This is a genomic window from Mycobacterium sp. 4D054, from assembly GCF_052245755.1.
Classification (GTDB): domain Bacteria; phylum Actinomycetota; class Actinomycetes; order Mycobacteriales; family Mycobacteriaceae; genus Mycobacterium.
Genome location: NZ_JBQQCF010000033.1, coordinates 12,452 through 36,237, shown reverse-complemented (window position 1 = coordinate 36,237; position 23,786 = coordinate 12,452). Strand labels below are relative to the sequence as shown.

The following is a 23,786-nucleotide window of genomic DNA, read 5'->3' as shown; positions in this document are numbered from 1 at the left end:
TGGTGCGCTGCATCCTCATCAAGCCGAGTTACGTTCGAGCCCGTGCCGGATACGTTGCGCAGGATCGCCGTTCACGCCCTCGCGGCGCGCGGTCCGGAGGCCGTGGATCTCGTCGTGCCCGCCGGTCTGGCACTGGGTGAGTTGATGCCGTCGATCGTCGATGTCGTGCTCGGCGCGTCACCCGGACCGACGCACTGGCAGTTGACCCGCGCGGCCGGCGATCCCTTGGACCCGTCGATGTCATTGAGGGACAACGGCGTCGATGACGGTGAGGTACTGGTGCTCACACATGTGCGGATCCCGCCCCCGCGCCGGCTACCGGCCGACCCGTGCGCCGCCCTCGCCGCTTCCATGACGGCCGAGGTTGACGAGGAATCCGGAGGGATCGCCGGCGCGGCCGCCGTCCTGGTGGCTGCCGGGGCGCTGGCATGGGCCGGCGTGGCGGCGCCGACGCCCTGGCACTTCTGGTCGGCGGCCGGGTTGTCGGTCGCCGCCGCGTCCGGCGCGGTGGCCGCCTCACGCATCGACCGGCGCTCGGCCCTGGTGCTCGGCACCGCCGCGGTGTTGTTCGCCGGTGTGGCAGGACTTCTCGCGCTGCCCGGTACGCCGTGGGTGGCGGCGCTGCTACTGTCCGCGTCCTCGGGGTTCGCGATGGCCGTGCTGCTGGTGAGGGTGCTGCCGGACCCGGCGCCGCCGGCGGCGCTCACGGCCGCGGCGGGCGCGCTCACCGCCGCGGCAGCCGTGGGCAACCTTGTGCCCGGGCCCTCGGTGGTCGGCGCGGCGCTGTCGGTGGTGTCGTTGGCCGGACTGGCGCTGGCCCCACGCCTGGCCGCGCATACCAACGCACCGCATCGCGCGCTGACCGCTCTCGTGGTCGGCTGGGCCGGCGCAGCGGCGGCCGGCGCTCTCACCGTGGCGGCCACCGCGATCGCCACGGGTTCGGCGCGGGCGTCGGGCGCGGCGTTCGCGGCCGATATCGGGGTGCTGCTCGTACTGCGCCGGCGCGTGCACGCCGACCCGCAGAGACGGTCCGCGCTGGGCGCCGCCGGGCTGGTGTCACTGCTGGTGTCGGCGCTCGTCGTGACGGCGGCGGTGCCTGCGCAAGCGGGCTCGATCAGCGCAGGCGTCGCGGTCGCCGCCGCGCTCGCGGTGTACGGCGCAGCCCGGTCCTACTCACCGAACGCGCTGTCGCGGAGGTGGATTCAGTATGTCGAGTACCTCGCACTGGCCGCGGTGGCGCCGCTGGCGTTCTGGATCGCCGGGATATACGGCCTGGCACAGCAATTGAGCCTGACGTGACCGGCGCGGCCCGATGGTGGCGGGCGCCGGCCGTGGCGGTGCTGGCGCTGTTTCCGACGGCCCCGTATGCGGCCGCGGTCGGGCCGCCCGCGGTGGACGAGTCGCTGCTGCCCGCGCCGGGCCCGGCTGCGCCGCTGCGCCCCACCACCCAGCACGACGCCTGCGTCACCGCCCCACCGGCCGCCGCGGCGGCCACGGGCCCCGGGCAGGTGCGCGGGCTCGACCTTCCCGCCCTGTGGGCGCTGACCCGTGGAGCAGGCCAGACTGTCGCGGTGATCGACACCGGGGTGGCGCGGCACCGCAGACTGCCGCACCTGGTCCCCGGCGGCGACTATGTGTCCCGTCAGGACGGCACCGCCGACTGTGACGGGCACGGCACGATCGTCGCCGGGATCATCGGGGCCGCACCGGACACCGCCGATCCGGACGCGTTCGCCGGCCTCGCTCCTGAGGTGTCACTGCTGTCGATCAGGCAGTCCAGCAACAAGTTTCGCGCCGTCGACGAACCGGGAGGCTCAGGTGTCGGGGATGTCGACACCCTGGCCTCTGCCGTGCGCACCGCGGCCGACCAGGGGGCCACGGTGATCAACATCTCGACAGTGGCGTGCGTCCCGGTCGAGGGGAGCCTCGACGACCGGGCACTCGGCGCGGCACTGGCCTATGCCGTCGACGTGAAGAACGTCGTCGTGGTGACCGCGGCAGGCAACGTCGGCGGTGCCGGGCAGTGCCTGGAACACAATCCGCGCGACCCCACGCTCGCCACGGCGGTCACCACAGTGGCGAGTCCGGCCTGGTACGACGACTACGTGCTGACCGTCGGCGCGGTGAACGCCGACGGAATCGCCTCGGAGTTCAGCCTGGCCGGTCCCTGGGTGGACGTCGCAGCCCCGGGCGAGGGGGTGATCTCCCTGGCGCCCGCCGGGGACGGATTGGTGGACACGTCGCCGGCCGGCCGGCCGATCTCCGGAACCAGCTACGCCGTGCCCGTGGTCGCCGCGATCGCGGCGCTGGTCCGGGCCCGGTTCCCGGAACTGACCGCACGGCAGGTGATGCGCGTCATCGAGGACACCGCGCACGACCCGCCCGGCGGCTGGGATCCGGTCGTCGGACACGGCGTGGTGGATGCGCTCGCGGCGGTGTCGGCGACCGGGGCAGGAACGGGCGAGACGGTCACCCCGGCGGCAACGCCGATCGCCGCCCCGTCGCCGCCGCGGACCACCTCACGCAGGACCGCGGTACAAGCCGCCGTGCTGTGCCTGGCGTTGGCCGGATGCGGGGTGGCGGTCTCGGCGGTCGTGCACCGGTCACGACACCCCGTCTCGCATGACTGACGCGGCGGACCCGCTGAGTTCGGGACCGCGCGGCAACGTCGCGAGCACGGGCCACGGCGCGGGCACCGCGGCGGCGGTGATCCCGAGTGCCCGCGCGCTGTCGGGGTCGCGGACCCCGAACAGCACCCCGGTGTCGGTCACCAGGAACAGCGAGCCGGTGCTGTGCCCCTCGCCGGTGAGCGCCACGGAACGGACGAAGACCGCGCGACCGGCGGGCACCGACACCGTGTCGACCGCCGGTCCTGCGCCGTCGGCCTGTGCGAGCCCGACCGGATGCGCGGCCGGCGGTGCGGCGTCCCCCACCAGAACGGCGGTGCGTGAACCGGTTTCACCGGCGTCGGGATACCAGGCGGCACACACCACCGGATCGTCGGTCACCCCACCGGTGTGCGGAAATGTCGACACGGCAAGAGTGTCCACCACCGGCAGCGCACCGACGACGTCAGCCGACACCGTCGGCATCTGTTCATCGATCCGGCTGTCGGTGTAACGGATCAGGTCGGCCGCGACCTCCCCGACGCGCTGCAGGCCGTCCGACAGCACCACGAAGTAGTCGACCGCCGCCCCTGCGCCGGGCACCTGTACCACGGTGCCCACCGGATGGCCGCGGAGCACCGCCGGCCCGGCGGTGCCCAGAGCGGGGATGCGTGGCGGTTCGATGGCGGGCGCCTCCGGCACCGCCGCCAACAGAGCGGGCGAAACCGACTGCGGCGTAACGCCGTCGAGCCGAAGCGCACGCACCACAGCGGGATGGCGCAGATCCACCCGGGACCGGCGGCCGTCGTGCAGCAGGTAGGTCGACGCGGCACTCTCCCCGCGGGGTGTCACCAGCACGCGGGCATCGGTCGTCATGGCCGACGTGTCGACCGGCCCCGCCGCGACGGAGGTACCGGACTCCCCGGCATCGCAGACTGTCCAGGCGGACTCCGGGGTGTCCAGTGGCGGCGAGATCTGGGCGGGCGCACCGGGAATGCCGACCTGCGGGCCCAGCGCCGACTCGCCGACGGACCGCTGCGAGACCAGCCGCGGCTCGACGGGGCCGCCCAGGATCAGCCGCGCCGAGGCCAGGTTGAACACCGGATGCATGACGTCGTCGATCCTGACGTACATCGCCCCGGATTCGCGGACCACGACCAGCCGCGCATCACCGACGGAACCGCCGGGGCGCACCACGGTCAGCACCGCGCACACCGCGACGGCGACAGTGGCCAGCACCGCACCGGCGATCAGCGAGACAGACTGTGCGCGAAGCGGATCGTCGAGCATCCGGGCGTCGCCGCGGATCAGCGCATGTTCCATCCGCCGCGCCTGGAAGCGGTGCCCACTGACGTGCAGGCGTGTCGTCGGTTGCGCCATCACACCCCCTCGGCCAGCGTAACGGCGCCACCTCGGGGGTCAGATCACTTGTTGGAGCGCCGTTCCCGGTAGGCCGCAACGTGCTGGCGGTTCCCGCAGTTGCCGGTGTCGCAGAACTTGCCCGACCTGTTGCGGGACAGATCGACGAGCACCGCGCCGCAATCCGGGGCGGCGCAGACCTTGAGCCGGCGCAATTCCCCGGCCCGGATCAGATCGGCCAGCGCCATCGCCATCTCGGCGCCCATCCGCTGCCACAGCGGGTCGTGGATCGACGCAAGATGCAGATGCCACTCGGGCATCTCGGGGTGCCGGGTCAGCCACGGCGACGCCTTGGTGTCGGCCAGCAGAGCGTTGACCTGATCGACGGCGCGCACCTCGTCGTCGGCGACCTCCCAGATGCGGCCCAGCCGGGCACGCAGCGTGTGCACCGCGTCGAGTTCGGCAGCGTCGTGATCGCGTCGGCCCGTCCAGCCGAAGTCGTGCAGGTACCGGTCGAGGGCGGCGAGGTCGGGCAGCTGCTCACCATCCACCCGGTCGCTGTTGATCAGGACACTCGCTGCGCGAAGGGTGAGCTCAGTGTCATGAGTGAAAAGCATTTGACCCATGACTCCTCTCGGCGGTAGTGTCACGACCAAAGTTGATTTTACTCATGTCACCCCTGTCACCTCCACGGAGGCGTCACGTCCACGGAGGCGGTTGCCCATGGCTGCGCTCGATACGAACCCGCGCGTTCGCGTCGACCATTTTCGTACAGGTCTGCTGTTCGCTGTCGGCTCCGCGTTCGCGTTCGGGTGCTCCGGGCCGTTTGCGAAGGCGTTGATGGAGGCCGGCTGGACGCCGACCGCGGCGGTCACCGCCCGGCTGGCCGGCGGCGCGCTCGCGATGGCGGTCTTCGCCTCCGTCGTCCGTCCCGGCTGGTGGCGGGAGGCGCGCTCGCACGCCAGGACGGTGGCGCTGTACGGCCTGGTGCCGATCGCCGGCGCACAGCTCTTCTACTACAACGCGGTGTCGCACCTGTCGGTCGGCGTCGCACTCCTGCTCGAATACACCGCACCGATCCTGGTGGTCGGCTGGCTGTGGGCCACCACCCGGAAGCGGCCCACATCGATGACGCTCTCCGGGGTAGCGCTCGCGGTCACGGGGATCATGCTGGTGCTCGGCATCGTCGGGCCCGGCGGGTTCACCGGCGCCTCCATCAATCTCGCCGGTGTCGGCTGGGGCCTGGCCGCGGCCGTGTGCGCCGCCTGTTACTTCCTGATGTCCGACAAGGTCGGCGCCGACGCCTCCGACGGCCGGCCGGCGCTGCACCCGATCACGCTGGCGGCGGGCGGTCTGCTCGTCGGCGCCGTCACGGTCGCGATACTCGGGGCCGCCGGCGTGATGCCGATGCGCTTCACCTCCGACGACACGGTGATCGCGGGCTGGACCACCCCCTGGATCGTGCCGGTGATCGCGCTCGGCCTGATCCCGACGGCGATCGCCTACACCCTGGGCATCGTCGGGATCGCCCGGCTGCGGCCCCGATTCGCGTCCCTGGTCGGCCTGTCCGAGGTGATGTTCGCGGTGCTGGCGGCCTGGGTGCTGCTCGGTGAGGCGATGACCCCCACCCAAGCCATCGGGGGCGCCGTCGTGCTGGTCGGGCTCGCGCTGGCCCGGCAGGGCGACCGCAGCGAACTCGATGAGGCCGAGACGGTGACCTGGCCGGATGCACCGGCGACGGGGACGTCGAGCGGCTAACATCGCCACGTGATGATCGATCTTGATCTCCGGCGGCGCCGGCTGACGTCGGTGCTCGCGGCCGTGCTGCTGGCCGTAGCAGCCCTGGCCGGGACGCCCGGCCGCTTGCCGGTGGCCCATGCGCAGGGATGTCCCGACATCGAGGTCGTCTTCGCCCGCGGCACCGACGAGCCCGCCGGCCTAGGCCGGGTGGGTGCGGCGTTCGTCGACGCGCTGCGTGACCGCGTCGGGGGCCGCTCGGTGGGCGCCTACGCCGTCAACTACCCGGCGAGCTTCGACTTCCTTGCCGCGGCGGCGGGCGCCAACGACGCCAGCCTGCACATCCAGTACATGATGGCCAACTGCCCGCAGACCCGACTGGTGCTCGGCGGCTATTCGCAGGGCGCCGCGGTGGTCGACGTGATCGCCGCAGTCCCGATCCCGGCGGTCGGGTTCACCGCACCGCTGCCGCCAAACGCGCCGGATTTCGTCGCCGCCATCGCCGTCTTCGGCAACCCGTCGGCCAAGGTGGGTCTGCCGATCACCGCGAGCCCGGTGTGGGGCTCGCGGTCCATCGACCTGTGCAACGTCGGGGATCCGGTGTGTTCGAACGGAAACGTGATCGCCGCGCACAGCAACTACGGGCCCGTCGGGCTCACGGACCGGGCCGCGGCGTTCGTAGCCGGACTTGTTTAACACAGCTATGCGTTACCGTGTCTTGTGCTTTCCGATCGACTGAGCCGCCCGATGCTGGCGGCCGCCGCTGCCGTGATGGCCTTCTTGGCCGCCGTGGTCCTTCCCGCCGGAACGGCTTCTGCTCAGCCGTGCCCCGACGTCGAGGTGGTCTTCGCCCGCGGTACCAGTGAGCCGCCCGGCGTGGGGCGGGTCGGCCAGGCGCTCGCCGACACCCTGCGCAACCAGCTAGGCGGTAGGACCGTGGGCACCTACGGCGTGAACTATCCCGCCAGCTACGACTTCCTGAACACGGCCAGTGGCGCCACCGACGCCACCGGACGTATCGCCTTCATGGCGGCCCAGTGCCCGAACACCCGCATCGTGCTCGGCGGCTACTCGCAGGGCGCGGCGGTCGTCGCGATGCTTGCCGGGGTGCCGCCGCTCGGCGACCGGATCGGCACCATCGGCTCGGCGCCTCCGCTGCCGGCGGGACTGGGCGGCAACGTCGCGGCCGTCGCGGTATTCGGCAACCCGTCTGCCAAGTTCGGAAGTCCGGTTTCGGGCCGCGGAGTGTTCGCCGGTAAGGCAATCGACCTGTGCGCCGACGGTGATCCGATCTGTTCCGGGGGCCGCAACCCGTTTGCCCACACCAGCTACGAGCGTTCCCCGCTCATCGGCCAGGCCGCCGGTTTCGCCGCTGGCCGGGTCTGAACGGCCGCGGCCGATTAAGATCAACACGGTGATTCGTCAGCTGCGAAAATTACGGGTCCTGTCGGCCACGGCTGCGCTCCTCTTCACCGCAGCCTCGTTCGTTGCGCCCCCGCTCGCGTCGGCACAGTCCTGCCCCGAGGCCGAGCTGATCTTCGCCCGCGGCCGCATCGAGTCGCCCGGCGCCGGCCAGATCGGCAACGCGCTGGTCAGCGCGCTGCGCAACAAGACCGGCAAGGACATCGACCTTTACGCGGTGAAGTATCCCGCCGACACCGAGGTCGACATCGGCGCCAATGACATGAGCCAACGCATCCAGTACATGGCCGGCAACTGCCCCGACACCCGACTGGTGCTGGGCGGCTATTCACTGGGCGCGGCAGTCACCGACGTGGTGGTCGCGGTCCCGATCGCCGCGTTCGGCTTCAAGAGCCCGCTGCCCGACGGTGTCGATCGGCACATCGCCGCCGTCGCGCTGTTCGGTAACGGCAGTCAGTGGGTCGGGCCGATCGCGAACTTCACCAACCCGGCGCTGCGCGACCGGATCATCGAGCTGTGCCACGGCGACGATCCGATCTGCAATCCGACCGCTCCGGAGAACTGGCAGGACTACTGGCCCGCGCATCTGGCCCCCGCCTACATCGGCGCGGGCATGGTGAACCAGGCCGCCGACTTCATCGTGGGCCGACTGTAGCTACAGCTCGTCGGCGGTACGCAGGTCCCGGGTCACCAGGTTGCGGGCCGCAAGCTCGGCGTCGGGCGGATAGTCGACACCGACGAGCGTCAGGCCCCGCGCCGGCGCCGCGGCGAAATCGCTGGAGCGTCGCGCCGAATCCAACAGTGCCGCGCACCACGCCGGGTCGCGGCGGTGCTCCCCGACAGCCAGCAGCGCGCCCACCAGTGAACGCACCATGTTCCAACAGAACGCGTCGGCGCTGACATGCACGGCGATCCGGTCGCCGTCGCGTTCGCAGTCCAGCCGCTGCAGTTCCCGGATTGTCGTCGCCCCTTCCCGGTGGCGGCAGAACGCGGCGAAGTCGTGCAGCCCCAACAACTCCCGGGCGGCGGCGGACATCGCCGCCACATCGAGCGGCCGCGGCCACGCGGTGACGAACCGGGTCTCGTGCGGCTCGGCGCCGTACGGCGCCGTCGTCAACCGATAGACGTAGTGGCGACGCAGCGCCGAGAACCGAGCGTCGAATCCAGGTGCGGCGCGGGTTATCTCGCGCACGCGTACATCCTCGGGCAGCATCCGTCCCAATCGGCGGACCAGTGGCCCGAACTCGGGTTCCCCTGGACGGCGGGTGCGCGGGGAGGCGTGCGGCAGCGCGTCGGCGGGCACGTCGACGTGGGCGACCTGCCCGGTGGCGTGCACCCCGGAATCGGTGCGCCCCGCGGCACGGGTGACCACCGGTGCCCGGAACACCGTGGACAGCGCGTCGTCGATCGCGCCCGCGACGGTGCGCTGTCCGGTTTGTGTCGCCCAGCCGGCGAACTCGGTGCCGTCGTAGGCGATGTCGAGGCGTAAACGAACATGCCCGCCACCGAAATCGATGGCGGGCATGCTCACGACGTTGTCGTCAGGACTTGTTGTCATCCTCGGCTTCGGCTTCGGCGACCTCTTCGGCGGCTTCAGCTTCCTGAGCCTCCTCGATCGCGGCGTCTTCTGGCTTGACCTCTTCGACGGTCTCCTCCTCGGCGGCCGGGCCTTCGGCTGCCTCGGGCTCGACCGCGGCCTGCGGCGCGGCAGCCGCGGCCACCTTTTGCGCCGCGTCCGCGCGACGCGCACGGTTCGCCTCGGAGGTGACGGTCTTCTCCCGCACCAGCTCGATGACCGCCATGGGGGCGTTGTCGCCCTTGCGGTTCTCGACCTTGATGATGCGGGTGTAGCCGCCGTTGCGGTCGGCGAAGAACGGCCCGATCTCGGCGAACAGGACATGCACGATGTCCTTGTCGCGGATCTTCTTCATCACCTCACGCCGGTTGTGCAGCGTGCCCTTCTTGGCGTGGGTGATGAGCTTCTCCGCGTACGGACGCAGCGCCCGTGCCTTCGGCTCGGTCGTCTTGATGCGGCCGTGCTCGAACAGCGAGGTGGCCAGATTGGCCAGCAGCGCCTTCTGGTGCGAGGACGACCCGCCGAGGCGAGGACCCTTGGTGGGCTTGGGCATTGCGCTATCTCCTAAATGGGGCCGGTCCCCGTATCAGGTAGGACCGGGACGGACTTCTTAGAGCTGTTCGGTTTCGGCAAAGTCCTGGTTGTCGTCCAGGTCGTAGCCGGCATCGCTGTTCCAGGTGCCGGTGGCGACGTCGTAGCCGGCGACCTCGGACGGATCGAAGCTGGCCGGGCTGTCCTTGAGCGACAGACCGAGCTGGTGCAGCTTGATCTTCACCTCGTCGATGGACTTCTGGCCGAAGTTACGGATGTCCAGCAGATCGGACTCCGTGCGGGCCACGAGCTCACCCACCGTGTGCACACCCTCGCGCTTGAGGCAGTTGTACGACCGCACCGTCAGGTCCAGGTCGTCGATCGGCAGCGCGAAGTGCGCGGCCTGATCGGCCTCGGCCGGCGAGGGACCGATCTCGATGCCCTCGGCCTCGACGTTGAGTTCTCGTGCCAGACCGAACAATTCCACCAGCGTTTTGCCGGCCGAGGCCAGTGCGTCGCGCGGGGTGATCGAGTTCTTGGTCTCGACATCGAGGATCAGCTTGTCGAAGTCGGTGCGCTGCTCGACGCGGGTGGCCTCCACCTTGTAGGTGACCTTGAGCACCGGCGAGTAGATGGAATCGACCGGGATCCGGCCGATCTCGGCGCCGGAGGCCTTGTTCTGCACGGCAGGCACGTAGCCGCGGCCGCGCTCGACGACGAGCTCGACCTCCAGCTTGCCCTTGTCGTTCAGGGTGGCGATGTGCATCTCGGGGTTGTGCACCGTGACGCCGGCGGGCGGCACGATGTCGCCGGCGGTGACCTCACCCGGGCCCTGCTTGCGCAGGTACATGGTGACCGGCTCGTCCTCCTCGGAGGACACGACCAGACCCTTGAGGTTCAGGATGATGTCGGTGACGTCTTCCTTGACTCCGGGGACGGTGGTGAACTCGTGCAGCACACCGTCGATGCGGATGCTGGTGACGGCCGCGCCCGGGATGGACGACAGCAGCGTGCGGCGCAGCGAGTTTCCGAGGGTGTAACCGAATCCGGGCTCCAGCGGTTCGATCACGAACTGGGAGCGGTTCTCGGCGAGAACCTCTTCGCTCAGGGTGGGGCGCTGAGAAATCAGCATGGTGTTTCTTTTCTCCTTCTCGGCACCCGCTATTTGATGCCGTTAAGTGGCCTGAGCCCCGGTGGATTCCGGGGTCAGGGTGACTACTTCGAGTACAGCTCGACGATGAGCTGCTCGGTGAGCGGCACGTCGATCTGCGCGCGCTCGGGCAGCTGGTGCACGAGGATGCGCTGACGCTCGCCGACGACCTGCAGCCAGCCCGGGATCGGACGCTCGCCGGCGGTCTGCCGCGCCACCTCGAACGGCAGCGTGTTCAGCGACTTGTCCTTGACGTCGATGATGTCGTACTGCGACACCCGGTAGCTGGGCACGTCGACCTTCACGCCGTTGACGGTGAAGTGACCGTGGCTGACCAGCTGACGCGCCATGCGGCGGGTGCGGGCCAGGCCGGCGCGGTACACGACGTTGTCCAGACGGCTCTCCAGGATGCGGAGCAGGTTGTCACCGGTCTTGCCGGGGAGGCGGTTGGCCTCCTCGTAGTAGCGACGGAACTGCTTCTCCATGACGCCGTAGGTGAAGCGGGCCTTCTGCTTCTCCTGCAGCTGGGTGCGGTACTCGCTCTCCTTGATCCGCGCGCGGCCGTGCTGGCCGGGCGGGTAGGGGCGCTTCTCGAAGGACTGATCTCCGCCGACGAGGTCGACGCCGAGGCGGCGCGACTTGCGGGTGACGGGTCCGGTGTAACGAGCCATGAGTCTCTAACTCCCTTTCCTAGACCCGGCGCCGCTTGGGCGGACGGCAACCGTTGTGCGGCTGCGGGGTGACATCGGAGATCGCACCGACCTCGAGGCCGGCCGCCTGCAGCGAGCGGATGGCGGTCTCACGGCCCGAGCCCGGGCCCTTGACGAAGACGTCGACCTTCTTGACGCCGTGCTCCTGCGCCTTGCGGGCCGCGTTCTCGGCGGCCAGCTGCGCGGCGAACGGGGTGGACTTACGCGACCCCTTGAAGCCGACGTGCCCGGAGGACGCCCAGGCGATGACGTTGCCCTGGGGGTCGGTGATGGACACGATGGTGTTGTTGAACGTGCTCTTGATGTGGGCGGCGCCGTGCGGGACGTTCTTCTTTTCCCTGCGACGGGTCTTCTGCCCCTTCTTGGGGGCGCCCTTCTTTGCCTGTGCCATCCGGGGTTACCTGGCCTTCTTCTTGCCGGCGATGGTGCGCTTGGGGCCCTTGCGGGTACGCGCGTTGGTCTTGGTGCGCTGGCCGCGCACCGGCAGGCCACGGCGGTGCCGCAGGCCCTGGTAGCAGCCGATCTCGATCTTGCGGCGGATGTCGGCCTGCACCTCGCGGCGCAGATCGCCCTCCACCTTGAGGTTGCCCTCGATGTAGTCGCGCAGCTGCGTCACCTGATCGTCGGTCAGGTCCTTGGTGCGCATGTCCCGGCTGATGCCGGTGGCTTCCAGGATCTCCTGGGACCGCGTGCGGCCGATGCCGTAGATATATGTCAAAGCGATCTCCATGCGCTTGTCGCGCGGGAGGTCGACGCCCATAAGACGGGCCATATGTGCCATTCCTCGTGTTCTGCGGAGGTCTGATCCCAGTCCGTTCCCGGGTTGACCCGGGGTCCGGCCTCCGTTCCGGACGTTATCGATGCTCTTCGCGCAAGCGCTCATCGATATCGAGCGACCGTATGCCGCTCAGTGGTGCTGGGAGGTCATCATTCAGTTGTGGGTACTGCTACTGCTCGGCTGCGTGACTAGCCTTGCCGCTGCTTGTGACGGGGATCGGAGCAGATCACCATGACCCGCCCATGCCGGCGGATCACCCTGCACTTGTCGCAGATCGGCTTGACGCTCGGGTTCACCTTCACGGCTGTGTCGATCCTTCTTCTCGTGGTTCTTCGGTGGTCTTCGGGGCTTACTTGTAGCGGTACACGATGCGGCCACGGGACAGGTCGTAGGGAGACAACTCCACCACCACACGGTCCTCGGGGAGGATACGGATGTAGTGCTGCCGCATCTTTCCGCTGATGTGGGCGAGGACCTTGTGTCCGTTCTCCAGCTCAATGCGGAACATCGCATTGGGCAGGGGTTCGACGACACGACCCTCAACCTCTATGGCACCGTCTTTTTTGGCCATACTTTGTAACGATCCTTGCTTTCGTTTCGTACCGGCTTTGCTGGCCTCTTCGGCGCAGCCTTCGGTCCGACTTGACAACGTGGGCCGGATCCGGGGAATTCCCGCTCGAAGGCGAAGGTTCCCGATGGGGCACGCAAAAAGTCGGCGCGGAAGCCGCACCGTTGATCCATGGTACTCGCCAAGAGCGCTCGCCCAAAATCTGCGCCGCCGGTCGGCGACCGGGGCCGCGGCGCCGGGCTAGAAACCCCGCTCGGCGCGGTCGAGGCGGGATACGAACGCCGCGGCCTGGGTGCGGCGCTCCATGCCCAGTTTGGTGAGAAGCCGCGACACGTAGTTCTTCACCGTCTTCTCCGCCAGGAACATCCGGTCCGCGATCTGCTTGTTGGTCAGCCCCTCCCCCAGCAGGTTCAGCAGCACCCTCTCCTGCGAGCTCAGCCCCGACAACGGGTCCGCGTGCTCGGCCGCGCTGCGCAGCTTCGACATCAGCGCCGCGGCCGCGCGATTGTCGAGCAGCGACCGGCCCGCACCCACTTCCCGGATCGCTGTCGCCAGATCCATGCCCTTGATGTCCTTGACCACGTATCCGCTGGCCCCGGCCAGGATCGCGTCGAGCATCGCTTCGTCGGAGGTGAACGACGTCAGCATCAGGCAGCGTAGCCCCGGCATCCGTGACAGCAGCTCCCGGCACAGTTCGATGCCGTTGCCGTCTGGTAGCCGGACGTCGAGCACCGCCACGTCCGGTGAGACGGCGGGTATCCGGGCCAGCGCCTCGGAGACGGAGCCCGCCTCGCCGACCACCTCCAACGCCGGGTCGGCGCTGAGCAGATCGATCAGGCCCCGCCTGACCACCTCGTGGTCGTCGACCAAGAAGACCCGGACCATCAGAGAACCTTTCCGCCGCCCTCGGTGTGGATCTTCGGCGCTGTCCCGGGCGGTGACTAGGGCCGCAGGTCCCCGACCGGCAGGGACCTCGGACTCTGCCACCGGCGTTCCGTTCCGGCCGATAGTTGTTTTGTGGACCGGTTGACCGCCTTCGATGCCGGCTTCCTCGACGCCGAGGACGCCGATCGGCACGTCAGCCTCGCGGTGGGGGCCGCGTCCGTCCTCGAGGGTCCGGTGCCTGATTTCCACGAGATCGTCGCGGCCATCAGCGAGCGGATCCTGATGGTGCCCCGGCTGCGGCAGGTGGTGCGCCGGCAGCGGTTCGACCTGTCGGCACCGGAATGGGTGAACGATCCCGCGCTCGATCTCGAGCACCACATCCGCCACGCCGCTCTCCCACACCCCGGCGACGACGCGGCACTGTTCCGGTTCACCGCGGAGGCGATGGAGCCGCGCCTGGACCGGGAGCGTCCGCTGTGGCAGGCCTGGATCATCGAAGGTCTGGCCGACGCCCGGTGGGCCATCCTGATGAAGGTCCACCACTGCCTGGCGGACGGCATCGCCGCCATGCACCTGATCGCCGGCCTCAGCGACGGTGGCGAAGGGGAAACCTACGCCGGAGCGATCCGCGCCGCGCACGAGGCCGCTGATCGCGGCCCGGCGCTGCCGACCCCGACGCTGAACCCGGTGCGGTGGGCGCGTGCCGGGTGGGACGCCGTCTCGGCAGTGGCCGCCACCGCCGCGGTGACCGCGCGGGGAGCCGTCGGGATCGTCGGCGGCCTGCTCCGGGATTCGGCATCCTCGCTCAACGGCCCGGTCACCACGTTGCGCCGGTACAGCGCGGTGCAAGTGCCTCTGGCTCAGGTGGCCTCTGTGTGTCAGGCCTTCGACGTGACGATCAACGACGTCGCACTGGCCGCGATCACCGACAGTTTCCGGTCCGCCCTGCTGCGGCGCGGCGAGCAGCCGCGCCCGGATTCGTTGCGCACCCTGGTTCCGGTGTCGGTGCGCTCCGGTCATGCGGCAGGCCGGCTCGACAACCGGGTGTCGATGATGCTTCCGTACCTGCCCGTGGACGAGCCGGACCGCGTGCGGCAACTGCGGACCGTGCACCGTCGGCTCGCCCGGGTCAAGGCCGGCGGTCAGCGCCAGGCCGGCAGCGCGGCGGTGGCCGCGATCAAGCTCGTGCCGTTCGCGCTGGCCACCCGCGCGATCCGGGTGCTGACGTCGTTACCGCAACGCGGTGTGGTCACGCTGGCGACCAATGTGCCGGGGCCGCAACACCGGTTGCAGGTGATGGGCCGTGACGTGGTGCGCATGCTTCCCGTGCCACCGATGGCGCTGCGGCTGCGGACGGCGGTGGCGATCCTGAGCTACGGGGACGAGCTGGTCTTCGGGATCACCACCGACTTCGACACCTTCCCGGACGTGGATGAACTCGCTTCGGGCATCGGCGCGGCGGTGGCCGCGCTGTCGGCCGCTTCGCGACGACCGAGCCAGGTCCACGCGTGACACCGACGAAGGCCGTCATCCCTGCTCAGATCGATCTGCTCGGCCCGGCCGACCGGGCGCTGCACCTCGCCACCCGCGAGGTCCCGACCTTCGCGCCGGACACCACGGCCGGCGAAGCGCTGACCGCCATGCGGGGGATGCGATTCGACAGTGCCGCCGCCATCGCGGTGCTCGACGCCGACGGGCGGCTGATCGGGATCGCGACTCTGGAGGCGGTGCTGGCCGCCTCGGCCGGGCAACGTCTGCGTGATGTGATGGACGCGGCGCCGCCGACCGTTGCTCCGGAGACCGATCAGGAGCATGCGGCGTGGCAGGCCGTGCACCGAGCGGAGCCATACCTCGCCGTCGTCGACGGCGGCGCCCGCTTCCTCGGGCTGATCACGCCGCACCGGTTTCTCGCGGTCCTGCTGCAGGAACACGACGAGGACCTCGCCAGGCTCGGCGGCTTCCTGCGCAGCGTGGAATCGGCGCGCTCGACGAGCATAGAGTCGGTGCGAAAACGGTTGTGGCACAGGGTCCCGTGGCTGGTGGTCGGACTGATCGGCGCGATGGCTTCGGCGATCCTGATGAGCGCGTTCGACGAACATCTCAACGCCGACCTGGCTATCGCGTACTTCGTTCCGGGCATCGTGTATCTGGCCGACGCGGTCGGCACCCAGACCGAGACGCTGGCGATCCGCGGTTTGAGTGTGGGTGTCGGCATCCGCCGGATCGCGGCCCGGGAAGCGCTCACCGGCCTGGCGGTGGGTGTCCTGCTGGGCACCGTGATGTGGCCGGTGGTGGCAGTGATGACGGCCAATCCTGCGCTGGCACTGGCTGTCTCGTTGACGGTCGTCGGCGCCGGCACGGTGTCCACCGTGGTGGCGCTGTGCCTGCCGTGGCTGTTGCACCGACTCGGCCGGGATCCCGCGTTCGGAGCCGGACCGCTGGCCACGGTGGCCCAGGACCTGCTGTCGATCCTGCTCTATTTCGGCGCCGTCAGCGTGCTGCTCACCTGAGCGCCCGCAATGACGGGCGGCCGAGGCCGAAGGTCTCTAGAAGCGGGCCCGCGCGGCCCATAACGTGGGGGTGCGGCGCGGCATCGGATCCACGCCGCCGACACGAGAACAGGAGACACGATGTCCGCTGCGGTTGAGATCGGCAAGGTAGTTGTCGGAGTCGATGATTCACCCTCGTCGCAGCCGGCCCTCGAATGGGCCGCCAAGGAGGCCGCGCTGCGCGAGGTCCCGCTTGTGATCCTGTACGCGACCACGCTGCCGATCGGGGCATGGCCGGTGGCGCCGGTGCCGACCGGTTTCCTGGACTGGCAGCGGGAGATCGGCCAGGACATCCTCACCGACGCCCGGCAGATCGCCGAGAAGCTCTCCGCGGGAACGGTGCCGGTCACCGCCGAGTTCGCCGTGGCGACACCGACCGCGGCTCTGGTGGAGCAGTCCCGCACCGCGGGCATGGTGGTGGTCGGCTCCCGGGGCCGGGGCGGGCTGGCCCGGAAAGTGCTCGGCAGCACCAGCATGGGCCTGGTTCACCGCGCCCACGGCCCGGTCGTGGTGGTGCGCGACGAAGCGCCGGCCGCCGGCGAGGGGGCGCCGGTGCTGTTGGGCTTCGACGGCTCGCCGGCAGCCGAACCCGCCGTCGACATCGCTTTCCAGGAGGCATCCCGGCGGAAGGTGGGGCTCGTCGTGCTGCATGCGTGGTGGTCGCCGGGAGCCTTCGAGATGCCGGGCTTCGACTGGAACGAGCTACGTCCCGAGGTCGAAGCGGAGGCGTCCCGTCAGCTCGCCGACTGGCAGCGGCGCTACCCCGAGGTGACGGTCGAACTCGTGGTTGTGCCCGACGAACCGGCCCGCCGCCTCGTCGAGCGGTCCGACTCGGCCCAGCTCCTCGTCGTCGGCAGCCATGGATACGGCGCGGTGACGGGCTCACTGCTCGGGTCGGTCAGCGCGGTCGCGGTGCAGGCAGCCAGGATCCCCGTGATGGTGGTGCGGCCCCGGTGAACGCCGCGGTGGTGACCCCCCTGGCCGAGACCAGTTCGTGATGCACCTTCACCCTTTCGCCACCATCGCCGTCGTCCTGGCGCTCGCCACCGTCGCAGGATTGATCGCCACCAGGCTGCGGCAGCCGCTGATCGTGGCCTTCATCCTGGTCGGTGTCGCGGCCGGCCCGGTCGGCGCGGGCTGGGTGACCGTCGACAGCACCCTGGCCAGATGGGGCTGGCGATCCTGCTGTTCCTGGTCGGGCTCCGGCTGGATCTGCACATGATCCGCAACACCGGTCCTGTCGCGGTGGTCGCTGGACTCGGCCAGGTATTCGTCACCTTCGCGCTCGGATTCCTGATCTCCCTCGGTCTCGGGATGGACACCGTCACCGCGGTCTATGTCGGCGTCGCGCTCACATTCTCGTCCACGATCATCATCGTGAAATTGTTGTCGGACAAGCGCGAGCTCGACACGCTGCACGGCCGGATCGCACTCGGCATACTCATCGTCCAGGACATCGTCGTCGTGGTGGTGATGATCGCCCTCACGGCGTACGGCACAGGCGGTGACGGCGGCGTCGCCGCGGGTATCGCGGCGGTGGCGCTCAAGGGCGTCGGTCTGCTCGCCGCCGTCTGGGTGCTGATGCGGTTCGTCCTGCCCTGGGTCATGCCGCAGATCGCGCGGTCGCAGGAGCTCCTGGTGCTGTTCGGCGTCGCCTATGCGATGTCGATCGCCTCGTTCAGTGAGTGGCTGGGGTTCAGCTCCGAGGTCGGGGCGTTCCTGGCCGGAGTGTCGTTGGCAGGCACCCAGTTCCGTGACGCACTCGGTGCCCGCCTGGTCAGCCTGCGGGACTTCCTGCTGTTCTTCTTCTTCCTGAACCTGGGCGCCGGCCTGGACTTGCGCGAAGCCGAGGGCCAGATCACCGAGGCGGTGTTGCTCTCTCTGTTCGTGTTGGTGGCCAAGCCGGTGATCGTCATCGCGATCATGTCGGTGATGCGGTATCCCGCGCGTGTCGGATTCCTGGTCGGTCTGCCGCTCGCCCAGGTCTCTGAATTCTCGTTGATCCTGGCCGCTTTGGGGCTGACGCTCGGGCACATCGACAACGCCACGGTCAGCCTGATCACGGTCGTCGGTCTCCTCACCATCGCCGTGTCGGCCTACATGACGACGTATTCGGACAGCATCTACGAACGGTCGAAGCGGTGGTTGTCCCACTTCGAGAGACAACGTCAGCGCGAGCACGTGGCCGCCGGCGCCGACGGTGACTTCGACGTCATCCTGTTCGGACTGGGTCGCTTCGGCAGTCATCTCGCCGAGCGTCTGACCGGCGCCGGCCACCGGGTCCTCGGTGTCGACTTCGACCCGCACGGCGTCAGCACGCACCGCCGCCGCGGGGTGTCGACCGCTTTCGGCAGTGCGGAGGACCTCGACCTCCTCGAGGCGCTGCCGCTGGACCGGGCCAGATACGTCATCAGCGCGATACCGAGCCTGCAAACGAATCTCGCTCTGCTGCACGGCCTTCGGCAACACCACTTCACCGGAGCCGTGGCGTTGACCGCACACACGCGCCATGACGCCGAACGACTTCGCGCCGCCGAGGTGGACATCGTCCTCGAGCCGTTCTCGGCCGCCGCGCACAGTACCTCGAACACGCTGCACGACCTGCTCACCGCCGGCGACTCGGGGAACGACGACGAGCAGAATCCTCAGCCGGGAGCTTCGAGGTAGCGCTTCTGCACCGCGTGCGAGATCCGGGTGCGGATCCGCTCGGCTTCGGCAGCGTGATGCGCGGCCAGTTCGTCCTCCCACGACGCCACCTCGGCCGCCAGCTCGGCGTCGGCGATGGTGTGCCGCAACCAGCGGGAGAAGTCGCCGCGCTCGAGGTGGAAGCGCAACGTCTCAGGCGCCAGCCGGATCATGGCCTCGCCGAACTCCCGCATCGTCGCCGCCGGTGCCGGTGCCTGCCCGTCGGTGGGTTGAAAGTAGAACCGGCGCTCCTGAGGAAGGGCGACGTCGGCGTACTTGTGCCGATGACGGATGTGGCTCGTGCGGCGGCCCGCGACGGTGAAGCAGCGCGGCCGGCCGCCGCCGTGCCTGATGACCGCGCGTGCGACCGGCCACGGTGCCGCTTCAGCGCCTTCCGGACTGAGGGTCTCCACGACGACGTCGCTGGCGTCGACCTCGTCGGCGGGCAGCGTCGCCGGCGCGAAGGACGACAACACGTAGCCGCCGCGGCGCACCCAGCGGACTTCCTGCTGGGGGCCCAGCAGGTGGGCCTCGTCCCAGATGACCCAGTGCGGGAAGCCGTACTGTTCGCGGTGCGCCTCGACGACGGCCCGGAGACGGTGGATGTACCCGCTCTTGGCGGCGGCATTCAGAGCCGACAGGTCCACCACGAGACTGGTTCGGGGGTGCAGCATCTCGACCAGATCGGGAGGTTCGAGCAGGTGCCGTCGGCTGTCGACGAGGACGACGCTGTCGAGATCCCTGAGTTCGGTGTGGTCGCCTTCGGGATCGACCACGAGCACGCCGTAGCCGGCGAGGATCCACTGCTCGGCCATCAGCCCGATCAGGTGGCTCTTGCCTGAGCCCGGAGGGCCGGTGACCACGATGCGGCCCTGGCTGCCCGGCAACCGCGCCGGTGTCTGATCCTCGAACACGCCGATGTCGATCCACCGCCGCATCGGGCACCATCGCCGGGCCCCGCTGACGATCGGCCCGTCCAGCAGCCGGGCGACCCCTTTTCCGTCCCGACCGTCGATGACGACGTCGGCGTGCGCCTTGACCGATGCGACGGCGTTGACCACCGCCACTCCCATCTCGGCGGCCGCCATCATCGACAGGTCGTTCTCGGCGTCACCGATCGCAATCGTGTTGCGCAGCGAGCGGTTCATCCGGGTGAGCAGGTTGTGCAACCCGCTGCCTTTGGTCACCCCCGCGGGCAACACCATCAACGCTTCACGGTTGCGGACGATCTGGCAGTCCAGACCGAGCATCCCGATCGCCTCGACGACCTCGGCGGCGTGCTTGCCGTCGCCGGCGATCAACGCCGCACCCCGCCGAAAAGGGATGCACCGCCGCGTCAACTCCGTGTCCAGGGCAGACTCCACCGGCGCCGACAGCGCGACCTCGCGACCGTCGATCACCGCCATGGCGCCGTTCTCCAGCACCAGCGCGTCGGCATGCTCGGCGATGCCGGGGAACTCGGCGTAGAGGTCGGCTCCGATGCGTCCGGTGACGAACACGATCGACAGTCCGCGGTCCCGGGCCCGCCGGATGGCACGCAGCGCATCGGAGGACAGTTCACCGGCCGATGTCAGCGTGCCGTCGATATCGGTCGCGACGACTTTATAAAACGCCATGGCACCCCGACCCTGAGCCGGCCGCGATCACTGCAAGTTCCTGCTGTGTCATCTGATTCCGAAGATGAACTTGACCGGCCCGCCGGTCAGCCGCGGGGTGACGAGCGCGACGGCTGAGTCAGGCTGCGGTTGACGATGGCCACCGCCGCCTTCAGATGCCGGTCGGCCTGGTCGATGTGCGTGCTGAACTCGGCATCGTAGTTGTTGAGGGTCTGCTTGAGCACGGCCAGGCACATGTGCGCGGCGTCGTGCGCATCCGTTGCGGCGGCGTCGAGTTCGGCGGTGAGGTCCGCATCGGGGGCAGGCAGGTGAGCGACAAGCCCGACGCTCTCGGACTGCCCGAAGATCCTTCGCGACTCCACCCGGCCGAACAGCACGACCGCGATGACGCCGGAGGCCATGACCACCGCGGCGAGGACCGCGAATCCGGCGATCGCCGGGAATGTCCGGTACCACGGTCGACACCCCGGCGCGGGCCCGGTCATCTCGGGCGCACCACCGTCACGGGGACGTCGACCGACTGGACGACCGCGGAACCCACTGAGCCGAGCAACATCCCGGCGAATCCGCCGCGGCCGTGACTGCCGACGACGAGCAACTGGGCTGTGCGCGAGGCGTCGATCAGGCGGCGGGCCGGGTCGTCGAACTCCACCCGACGATGCACCCGCACGTCGGGGTAGCGCTCCTGCCAACCGGCGAGACGCTCGGCGAGAACCTCTTCGGCTTGACGGCTCTGGTTGTCCCAGACCTGACCGTGCAGCGGTGGGCCGGCGATGTCCTTCCATACGTGGACCGCCACCAGGTCGACCTTGCGGGCCGCGGCTTCGTCGAAGGCGACCGCGGTGGCCTGCTCGGAGACCGGTGACCCGTCGATGCCCAGCACCACCGGTGCCGCCGGGTCCGGAAGCCGTCCGTCGCGGGTGTGCACGACGGTCACCGGCCCGTGCGCGTGGTGAACCAATCCGCCGCTGACAGAACCCAATACGAGCTTGGCCAGTCTTCCGATCCCCCGACTGCCCACCACGACCATGTGCGCCTTCTTCGACGCATCGACGAGGGCGGGCACCGGAGGCGAATACTGCACCTCGGTGGTCACCGCGATCTCCCGGCCGGCTTCGACAGCGATCGAGCGCACTGCCTCACGGGCGTGGACGAGCGCATCTTCAGCGTTCTGCCGCTGACATTCGGCGACGGTCTCCTGCAGCGGCGCCATCGGCCAGCTGACGACCGTCGGCGCCACGACGCAGAGCAGAGTCAGCGGGATCCCGGACAACAGCGCTTCCTGCGCGGCCCACTGCACGGCCGCCGCGGAATCCGGCGAGCCGTCGACTCCGACGACGATGCCGTACCCGTCCGTGTCACCGGATTTGGCGGCGGTCGGCCAGTCCATGGCACTCCTTCCCTGGGTGGTCGCCTTTACTGGTCCCGTCCTCAATGCAGCGAGACCACGTGTTCGTGCGTGACGTCCTCGATGTCCCTGGCCGTCAGCGCCAACAGCCGCTGCGCCAGATCCGAGAGTGCCCGTGCCACCGCGAGTTCGTCTCCGATGACCGGCACGTCGCGGTCGTTCGGATTGCGGCGGGCCAGGCCCACTCCCGTCACCTCCCTCTCGTCCCACACCAGCCGCGCGGTGGCGCGGGTTTCCCCGTCCTGCTCGTCGACCGACACTCCGACGGTCCACTTCTTTGGCTCTGGGATTGCTGTGGTCACAGTGCGCTCCTCTCCTCGGTGCCGGCCGGTGACCACGACGCTATCCACGGTGGTTCCGATCAGGTAGGGCCGAAATGCCCGAATCAGGCGCTGGACAGCGGTGCGCTCCAGGTCAGCCGGGTACCGCCCGAAGGGGGGAGGTCGACGGCGAAGTCACCGCCCGCCGCTCGGGCGCTGGCGGCCAGGTTGGCCAACCCGCTGCGGCGCTGATCACCGGGCGCCAGACCTCGGCCGTTGTCGCAGATCCCGATGATCAGGTCGTCGCCGACAGTGATCTCCACGCTGATCGCCGACGCGCCCAAATGCCGAACCGCGTTGCTGAGTCCTTCCAGCACAACGGCTTCGGCATCGTCGGCGAGCGGCGGGTCCACCGCTCCCATCGGGCCGGACAGTGACAGCGTCGCCGCCACGTCGCGATCTTCGGTCAAGCGGTGGAAGGCATGCCTGATCCGCTTGGCGAAAGCGCCGTGCACCGGCTTCTGCAGATTGAAGATCGTCGACCGGATCTCGCTGATCACCGCCTGTAGTTCGTCGATGCACGACGACAGCCGCTCCGAGGCCTCCGGGGGCCGCACGCGGGCGCTGAGCCCCTGCAGGTCCATGCCCACGGCAAAGACGCGCTGGATGACCTGGTCGTGCAGATCATGGGCGATGCGCTCCCGGTCGGTGAGCATCGCGAGCTCGGTCGCCGAACAGCGGGCCCTGGCCATGGTGAGCGCGATCGCCGTATGGTCGGCGAAGTCGCGTACCAGGTCGAGATAGGCCGTGTCGAAGCGGGGCCCGAAGTCGTTGCGGGCCACCGCCAGAACCCCCAGACACTGCTGTTCCGAGCGTAGCGGCACCACGATCGCCGGCCGCTCCCCGACGTCGGTGAAGGCCCGGATCGGACGGCGGAACGCCTCGGTGATCACCGGTTCCCCCGACCGGAACACCGCGCCGGTGGTCGAGCCTTCGATCGGAACCCGTTGATCGAGAACATCATCGACGTGGCAACCATAGGCGGCGGATACCACGAGAGTGTCCACCTCAGACTGCGGTTGCTCGGGATCCGCGGGAACGAGCACGATCCCCTGTTCGGCGTCGGTGAGCTCGCAGACGCGCCGGACGATCAGCTGCAACGGCCGCAGATACGGATCGTCGTCGCACAGCACCGCGGCGGTGATCTCGCGGCTGGCGTCCGTCCAACGCGCCGCAGCGCGCGCCTGACCGAACAATCGCGCGTTGTCGATGGCGACGGCCGCGACGGACGCCAGGGCTCTGGCCGACGTCTCGTCGGCTTCGGCGAAGGCGAAATCGCCCCGGTCGTCGGCCAAATAGAGGCTTCCGAACGGCTTCCCGCGAACCTGGATCGGCATTCCGAGGAAGGCGCGCAGCGGTGGGTGCCCGTCGGGAAGGCCTGCCGAAGCGGGATGCTCGGCGAGGTCCGACAGGCGCACCGGAGCGGTGCCGTCCCGCAGGAAACCCAACAGTCCCTTGCCCACCGGCAGGCCCCCGATGGCGGCCGCGGTTTTCTCGTCCATCCCGTCGTAGATGAATGAGGCCAGCGCGCCGTCCTCACCCCACACCCCGATGGCGCCGTAACGCGCTGCGGTCATCGTCTTGGCGGCGCGCACGATGCGGTGCAGCGTGGCGTCGAGTTCCAGACCGGAGTTGATCTCGATCGCGACCTGCAGAAGTTCCCCCAGCTGGTCACGATCAGCGGCCAGTTCGTCGAGTTGCTCGTGGATCCGCCGCAGGTCTTCTGGGCACCACCGTCCGAACGCGACGGAGTGTCGGTCACTCACATTCATCCCCTGTGCAGATGCCTCCGATTGTCCCAGTCCGCGCCGCCGCCGTACATGCTTGGCCGCTGTGAATTTCTGAGAAAAAGCGCAGATCAGAGGCTTGATCGTTACGGGTAGCGG

General features: G+C 69.4%; 27 protein-coding genes. 11 read left to right on the top strand and 16 right to left on the bottom strand.

Features of this window, described 5'->3' with window-relative positions; genetic code table 11:
• Positions 1-42 precede the first annotated feature (42 nt).
• Both eccD and mycP read left to right on the top strand, forming a co-directional pair.
• Complete coding sequence (gene eccD, locus ACTWP6_RS21330) at positions 43-1,299, top strand: type VII secretion integral membrane protein EccD (protein ID WP_443188700.1); 1,257 nt, start codon at positions 43-45, stop codon at positions 1,297-1,299.
• On the top strand, positions 1,296-2,630 hold the full coding sequence (mycP, locus tag ACTWP6_RS21325; RefSeq protein WP_443188699.1) for a type VII secretion-associated serine protease mycosin: 1,335 nt from the start codon (positions 1,296-1,298) through the stop codon (positions 2,628-2,630). The genes eccD and mycP overlap by 4 nt, the downstream gene beginning before the upstream one ends.
• Here the strand turns inward: mycP and eccB are convergent.
• Entirely contained in the window at positions 2,604-3,986 is a 1,383-nt protein-coding gene (gene eccB / locus ACTWP6_RS21320) for a type VII secretion protein EccB (RefSeq protein WP_443188698.1), read from the bottom strand. The two genes, mycP and eccB, sit on opposite strands and share 27 nt — an antisense overlap.
• A 44-nt stretch (positions 3,987-4,030) precedes the next feature.
• A complete protein-coding gene (locus ACTWP6_RS21315; RefSeq protein WP_260757438.1) occupies positions 4,031-4,582 on the bottom strand; it encodes a CGNR zinc finger domain-containing protein in 552 nt (183 codons plus the stop codon).
• A 106-nt stretch (positions 4,583-4,688) separates the two neighbouring features.
• Here ACTWP6_RS21315 and ACTWP6_RS21310 point away from each other — a divergent pair, with 106 nt between their 5' ends.
• Genes ACTWP6_RS21310 through ACTWP6_RS21295 form a run of 4 tightly spaced genes read left to right on the top strand, consistent with a single transcriptional unit; the run spans position 4,689 to position 7,779 of the window.
• Entirely contained in the window at positions 4,689-5,723 is a 1,035-nt protein-coding gene (locus ACTWP6_RS21310) for an EamA family transporter (protein WP_260757437.1), read from the top strand.
• A gap of 12 nt (positions 5,724-5,735) precedes the next feature.
• Positions 5,736-6,398 carry a cutinase family protein gene (locus ACTWP6_RS21305; protein WP_260757960.1) on the top strand — a complete coding sequence of 221 codons (663 nt, stop codon included), beginning with the start codon at positions 5,736-5,738 and terminating at the stop codon, positions 6,396-6,398.
• Between the two features lie 51 nt (positions 6,399-6,449).
• The gene (locus tag ACTWP6_RS21300; protein ID WP_260757959.1) at positions 6,450-7,088 is read left to right on the top strand and encodes a cutinase family protein; all 639 of its coding nucleotides are present in this window, start codon (positions 6,450-6,452) and stop codon (positions 7,086-7,088) included.
• A gap of 28 nt (positions 7,089-7,116) precedes the next feature.
• Entirely contained in the window at positions 7,117-7,779 is a 663-nt protein-coding gene (locus tag ACTWP6_RS21295; RefSeq protein ID WP_260757435.1) for a cutinase family protein, read from the top strand.
• Here ACTWP6_RS21295 and truA read toward each other — a convergent pair whose 3' ends face one another.
• The 9 genes from truA to dosR form a co-directional block, all read right to left on the bottom strand.
• Positions 7,780-8,682 carry a tRNA pseudouridine(38-40) synthase TruA gene (gene truA / locus ACTWP6_RS21290; protein WP_260757429.1) on the bottom strand — a complete coding sequence of 301 codons (903 nt, stop codon included), beginning with the start codon at positions 8,680-8,682 and terminating at the stop codon, positions 7,780-7,782.
• Positions 8,666-9,253 carry a 50S ribosomal protein L17 gene (gene rplQ / locus ACTWP6_RS21285; RefSeq protein WP_260757428.1) on the bottom strand — a complete coding sequence of 196 codons (588 nt, stop codon included), beginning with the start codon at positions 9,251-9,253 and terminating at the stop codon, positions 8,666-8,668. The genes truA and rplQ overlap by 17 nt, the downstream gene beginning before the upstream one ends.
• A gap of 57 nt (positions 9,254-9,310) precedes the next feature.
• A complete protein-coding gene (locus ACTWP6_RS21280; RefSeq protein WP_260757427.1) occupies positions 9,311-10,363 on the bottom strand; it encodes a DNA-directed RNA polymerase subunit alpha in 1,053 nt (350 codons plus the stop codon).
• 83 nt (positions 10,364-10,446) lie between these two features.
• Positions 10,447-11,052: a 30S ribosomal protein S4 gene (gene rpsD, locus ACTWP6_RS21275; protein WP_067963613.1), complete on the bottom strand. Its 606-nt coding sequence runs from the start codon at positions 11,050-11,052 to the stop codon at positions 10,447-10,449.
• Positions 11,053-11,071: 19 nt separating this feature from the next.
• Positions 11,072-11,482, bottom strand: a complete 411-nt coding sequence (rpsK, locus tag ACTWP6_RS21270) for a 30S ribosomal protein S11 (RefSeq protein ID WP_260757419.1) — start codon at positions 11,480-11,482, stop codon at positions 11,072-11,074.
• Between the two features lie 6 nt (positions 11,483-11,488).
• Entirely contained in the window at positions 11,489-11,863 is a 375-nt protein-coding gene (gene rpsM, locus ACTWP6_RS21265) for a 30S ribosomal protein S13 (protein ID WP_003929501.1), read from the bottom strand.
• A 194-nt stretch (positions 11,864-12,057) separates the two neighbouring features.
• On the bottom strand, positions 12,058-12,171 hold the full coding sequence (gene rpmJ, locus ACTWP6_RS21260; RefSeq protein ID WP_003879483.1) for a 50S ribosomal protein L36: 114 nt from the start codon (positions 12,169-12,171) through the stop codon (positions 12,058-12,060).
• A gap of 47 nt (positions 12,172-12,218) precedes the next feature.
• A complete protein-coding gene (gene infA, locus ACTWP6_RS21255; RefSeq protein ID WP_003418601.1) occupies positions 12,219-12,440 on the bottom strand; it encodes a translation initiation factor IF-1 in 222 nt (73 codons plus the stop codon).
• A 237-nt stretch (positions 12,441-12,677) separates the two neighbouring features.
• Positions 12,678-13,322 carry a hypoxia response regulator transcription factor DosR/DevR gene (gene dosR, locus ACTWP6_RS21250; protein ID WP_260757417.1) on the bottom strand — a complete coding sequence of 215 codons (645 nt, stop codon included), beginning with the start codon at positions 13,320-13,322 and terminating at the stop codon, positions 12,678-12,680.
• Between the two features lie 132 nt (positions 13,323-13,454).
• On the opposite strand from dosR, the gene ACTWP6_RS21245 reads away from it, so the two are divergent.
• From ACTWP6_RS21245 to ACTWP6_RS21225, 5 genes are all read left to right on the top strand, one after another.
• Entirely contained in the window at positions 13,455-14,834 is a 1,380-nt protein-coding gene (locus ACTWP6_RS21245; RefSeq protein ID WP_260757416.1) for a wax ester/triacylglycerol synthase family O-acyltransferase, read from the top strand.
• Positions 14,831-15,832 carry a magnesium transporter gene (locus ACTWP6_RS21240; protein ID WP_260757415.1) on the top strand — a complete coding sequence of 334 codons (1,002 nt, stop codon included), beginning with the start codon at positions 14,831-14,833 and terminating at the stop codon, positions 15,830-15,832. Before ACTWP6_RS21245 ends, ACTWP6_RS21240 begins: the two co-directional genes overlap by 4 nt.
• Positions 15,833-15,952: 120 nt before the next feature.
• Entirely contained in the window at positions 15,953-16,828 is an 876-nt protein-coding gene (locus ACTWP6_RS21235; protein ID WP_260757414.1) for a universal stress protein, read from the top strand.
• 40 nt (positions 16,829-16,868) lie between these two features.
• Positions 16,869-17,093, top strand: a complete 225-nt coding sequence (locus tag ACTWP6_RS21230; RefSeq protein ID WP_260757412.1) for a cation:proton antiporter — start codon at positions 16,869-16,871, stop codon at positions 17,091-17,093.
• Positions 17,039-18,538 (top strand): cation:proton antiporter family protein, encoded by a 1,500-nt coding sequence (locus ACTWP6_RS21225; protein WP_260757410.1) that lies wholly within the window; start codon positions 17,039-17,041, stop codon positions 18,536-18,538. The genes ACTWP6_RS21230 and ACTWP6_RS21225 overlap by 55 nt, the downstream gene beginning before the upstream one ends.
• Here ACTWP6_RS21225 and ACTWP6_RS21220 read toward each other — a convergent pair.
• From ACTWP6_RS21220 to ACTWP6_RS21200, 5 genes are all read right to left on the bottom strand, one after another.
• Positions 18,517-20,172, bottom strand: a complete 1,656-nt coding sequence (locus ACTWP6_RS21220) for an HAD hydrolase family protein (RefSeq protein ID WP_260757406.1) — start codon at positions 20,170-20,172, stop codon at positions 18,517-18,519. The genes ACTWP6_RS21225 and ACTWP6_RS21220 overlap by 22 nt on opposite strands.
• Before the next feature lie 86 nt (positions 20,173-20,258).
• A complete protein-coding gene (locus ACTWP6_RS21215; RefSeq protein WP_260757403.1) occupies positions 20,259-20,657 on the bottom strand; it encodes a hypothetical protein in 399 nt (132 codons plus the stop codon).
• Positions 20,654-21,562 carry a universal stress protein gene (locus ACTWP6_RS21210; protein ID WP_260757402.1) on the bottom strand — a complete coding sequence of 303 codons (909 nt, stop codon included), beginning with the start codon at positions 21,560-21,562 and terminating at the stop codon, positions 20,654-20,656. Before ACTWP6_RS21210 ends, ACTWP6_RS21215 begins: the two co-directional genes overlap by 4 nt.
• A 41-nt stretch (positions 21,563-21,603) precedes the next feature.
• The gene (locus ACTWP6_RS21205) at positions 21,604-21,882 is read right to left on the bottom strand and encodes a DUF1876 domain-containing protein (protein WP_260757401.1); all 279 of its coding nucleotides are present in this window, start codon (positions 21,880-21,882) and stop codon (positions 21,604-21,606) included.
• A gap of 83 nt (positions 21,883-21,965) precedes the next feature.
• Positions 21,966-23,672 (bottom strand): GAF domain-containing protein, encoded by a 1,707-nt coding sequence (locus ACTWP6_RS21200; RefSeq protein ID WP_443188697.1) that lies wholly within the window; start codon positions 23,670-23,672, stop codon positions 21,966-21,968.
• Positions 23,673-23,786: the final 114 nt, after the last annotated feature.

What these genes read in the sequence shown, in the direction of transcription:
- eccB (WP_443188698.1), bottom strand. Translation starts at nt 3,986, where the DNA reads ATGGCGCAACCGACGACACGCCTGCACGTCAGTGGGCACCGCTTCCAG.
- ACTWP6_RS21315 (WP_260757438.1), bottom strand. Translation starts at nt 4,582, where the DNA reads ATGCTTTTCACTCATGACACTGAGCTCACCCTTCGCGCAGCGAGTGTC.
- ACTWP6_RS21310 (WP_260757437.1), top strand. Translation starts at nt 4,689, where the DNA reads ATGGCTGCGCTCGATACGAACCCGCGCGTTCGCGTCGACCATTTTCGT.
- ACTWP6_RS21305 (WP_260757960.1), top strand. Translation starts at nt 5,736, where the DNA reads ATGATCGATCTTGATCTCCGGCGGCGCCGGCTGACGTCGGTGCTCGCG.
- ACTWP6_RS21300 (WP_260757959.1), top strand. Translation starts at nt 6,450, where the DNA reads ATGCTGGCGGCCGCCGCTGCCGTGATGGCCTTCTTGGCCGCCGTGGTC.
- truA (WP_260757429.1), bottom strand. Translation starts at nt 8,682, where the DNA reads ATGACAACAAGTCCTGACGACAACGTCGTGAGCATGCCCGCCATCGAT.
- rplQ (WP_260757428.1), bottom strand. Translation starts at nt 9,253, where the DNA reads ATGCCCAAGCCCACCAAGGGTCCTCGCCTCGGCGGGTCGTCCTCGCAC.
- ACTWP6_RS21280 (WP_260757427.1), bottom strand. Translation starts at nt 10,363, where the DNA reads ATGCTGATTTCTCAGCGCCCCACCCTGAGCGAAGAGGTTCTCGCCGAG.
- rpsD (WP_067963613.1), bottom strand. Translation starts at nt 11,052, where the DNA reads ATGGCTCGTTACACCGGACCCGTCACCCGCAAGTCGCGCCGCCTCGGC.
- rpsK (WP_260757419.1), bottom strand. Translation starts at nt 11,482, where the DNA reads ATGGCACAGGCAAAGAAGGGCGCCCCCAAGAAGGGGCAGAAGACCCGT.
- rpsM (WP_003929501.1), bottom strand. Translation starts at nt 11,863, where the DNA reads ATGGCCCGTCTTATGGGCGTCGACCTCCCGCGCGACAAGCGCATGGAG.
- infA (WP_003418601.1), bottom strand. Translation starts at nt 12,440, where the DNA reads ATGGCCAAAAAAGACGGTGCCATAGAGGTTGAGGGTCGTGTCGTCGAA.
- dosR (WP_260757417.1), bottom strand. Translation starts at nt 13,322, where the DNA reads ATGGTCCGGGTCTTCTTGGTCGACGACCACGAGGTGGTCAGGCGGGGC.
- ACTWP6_RS21235 (WP_260757414.1), top strand. Translation starts at nt 15,953, where the DNA reads ATGTCCGCTGCGGTTGAGATCGGCAAGGTAGTTGTCGGAGTCGATGAT.
- ACTWP6_RS21230 (WP_260757412.1), top strand. Translation starts at nt 16,869, where the DNA reads ATGCACCTTCACCCTTTCGCCACCATCGCCGTCGTCCTGGCGCTCGCC.
- ACTWP6_RS21225 (WP_260757410.1), top strand. Translation starts at nt 17,039, where the DNA reads ATGGGGCTGGCGATCCTGCTGTTCCTGGTCGGGCTCCGGCTGGATCTG.
- ACTWP6_RS21220 (WP_260757406.1), bottom strand. Translation starts at nt 20,172, where the DNA reads ATGGCGTTTTATAAAGTCGTCGCGACCGATATCGACGGCACGCTGACA.
- ACTWP6_RS21215 (WP_260757403.1), bottom strand. Translation starts at nt 20,657, where the DNA reads ATGACCGGGCCCGCGCCGGGGTGTCGACCGTGGTACCGGACATTCCCG.
- ACTWP6_RS21210 (WP_260757402.1), bottom strand. Translation starts at nt 21,562, where the DNA reads ATGGACTGGCCGACCGCCGCCAAATCCGGTGACACGGACGGGTACGGC.
- ACTWP6_RS21200 (WP_443188697.1), bottom strand. Translation starts at nt 23,672, where the DNA reads ATGAATGTGAGTGACCGACACTCCGTCGCGTTCGGACGGTGGTGCCCA.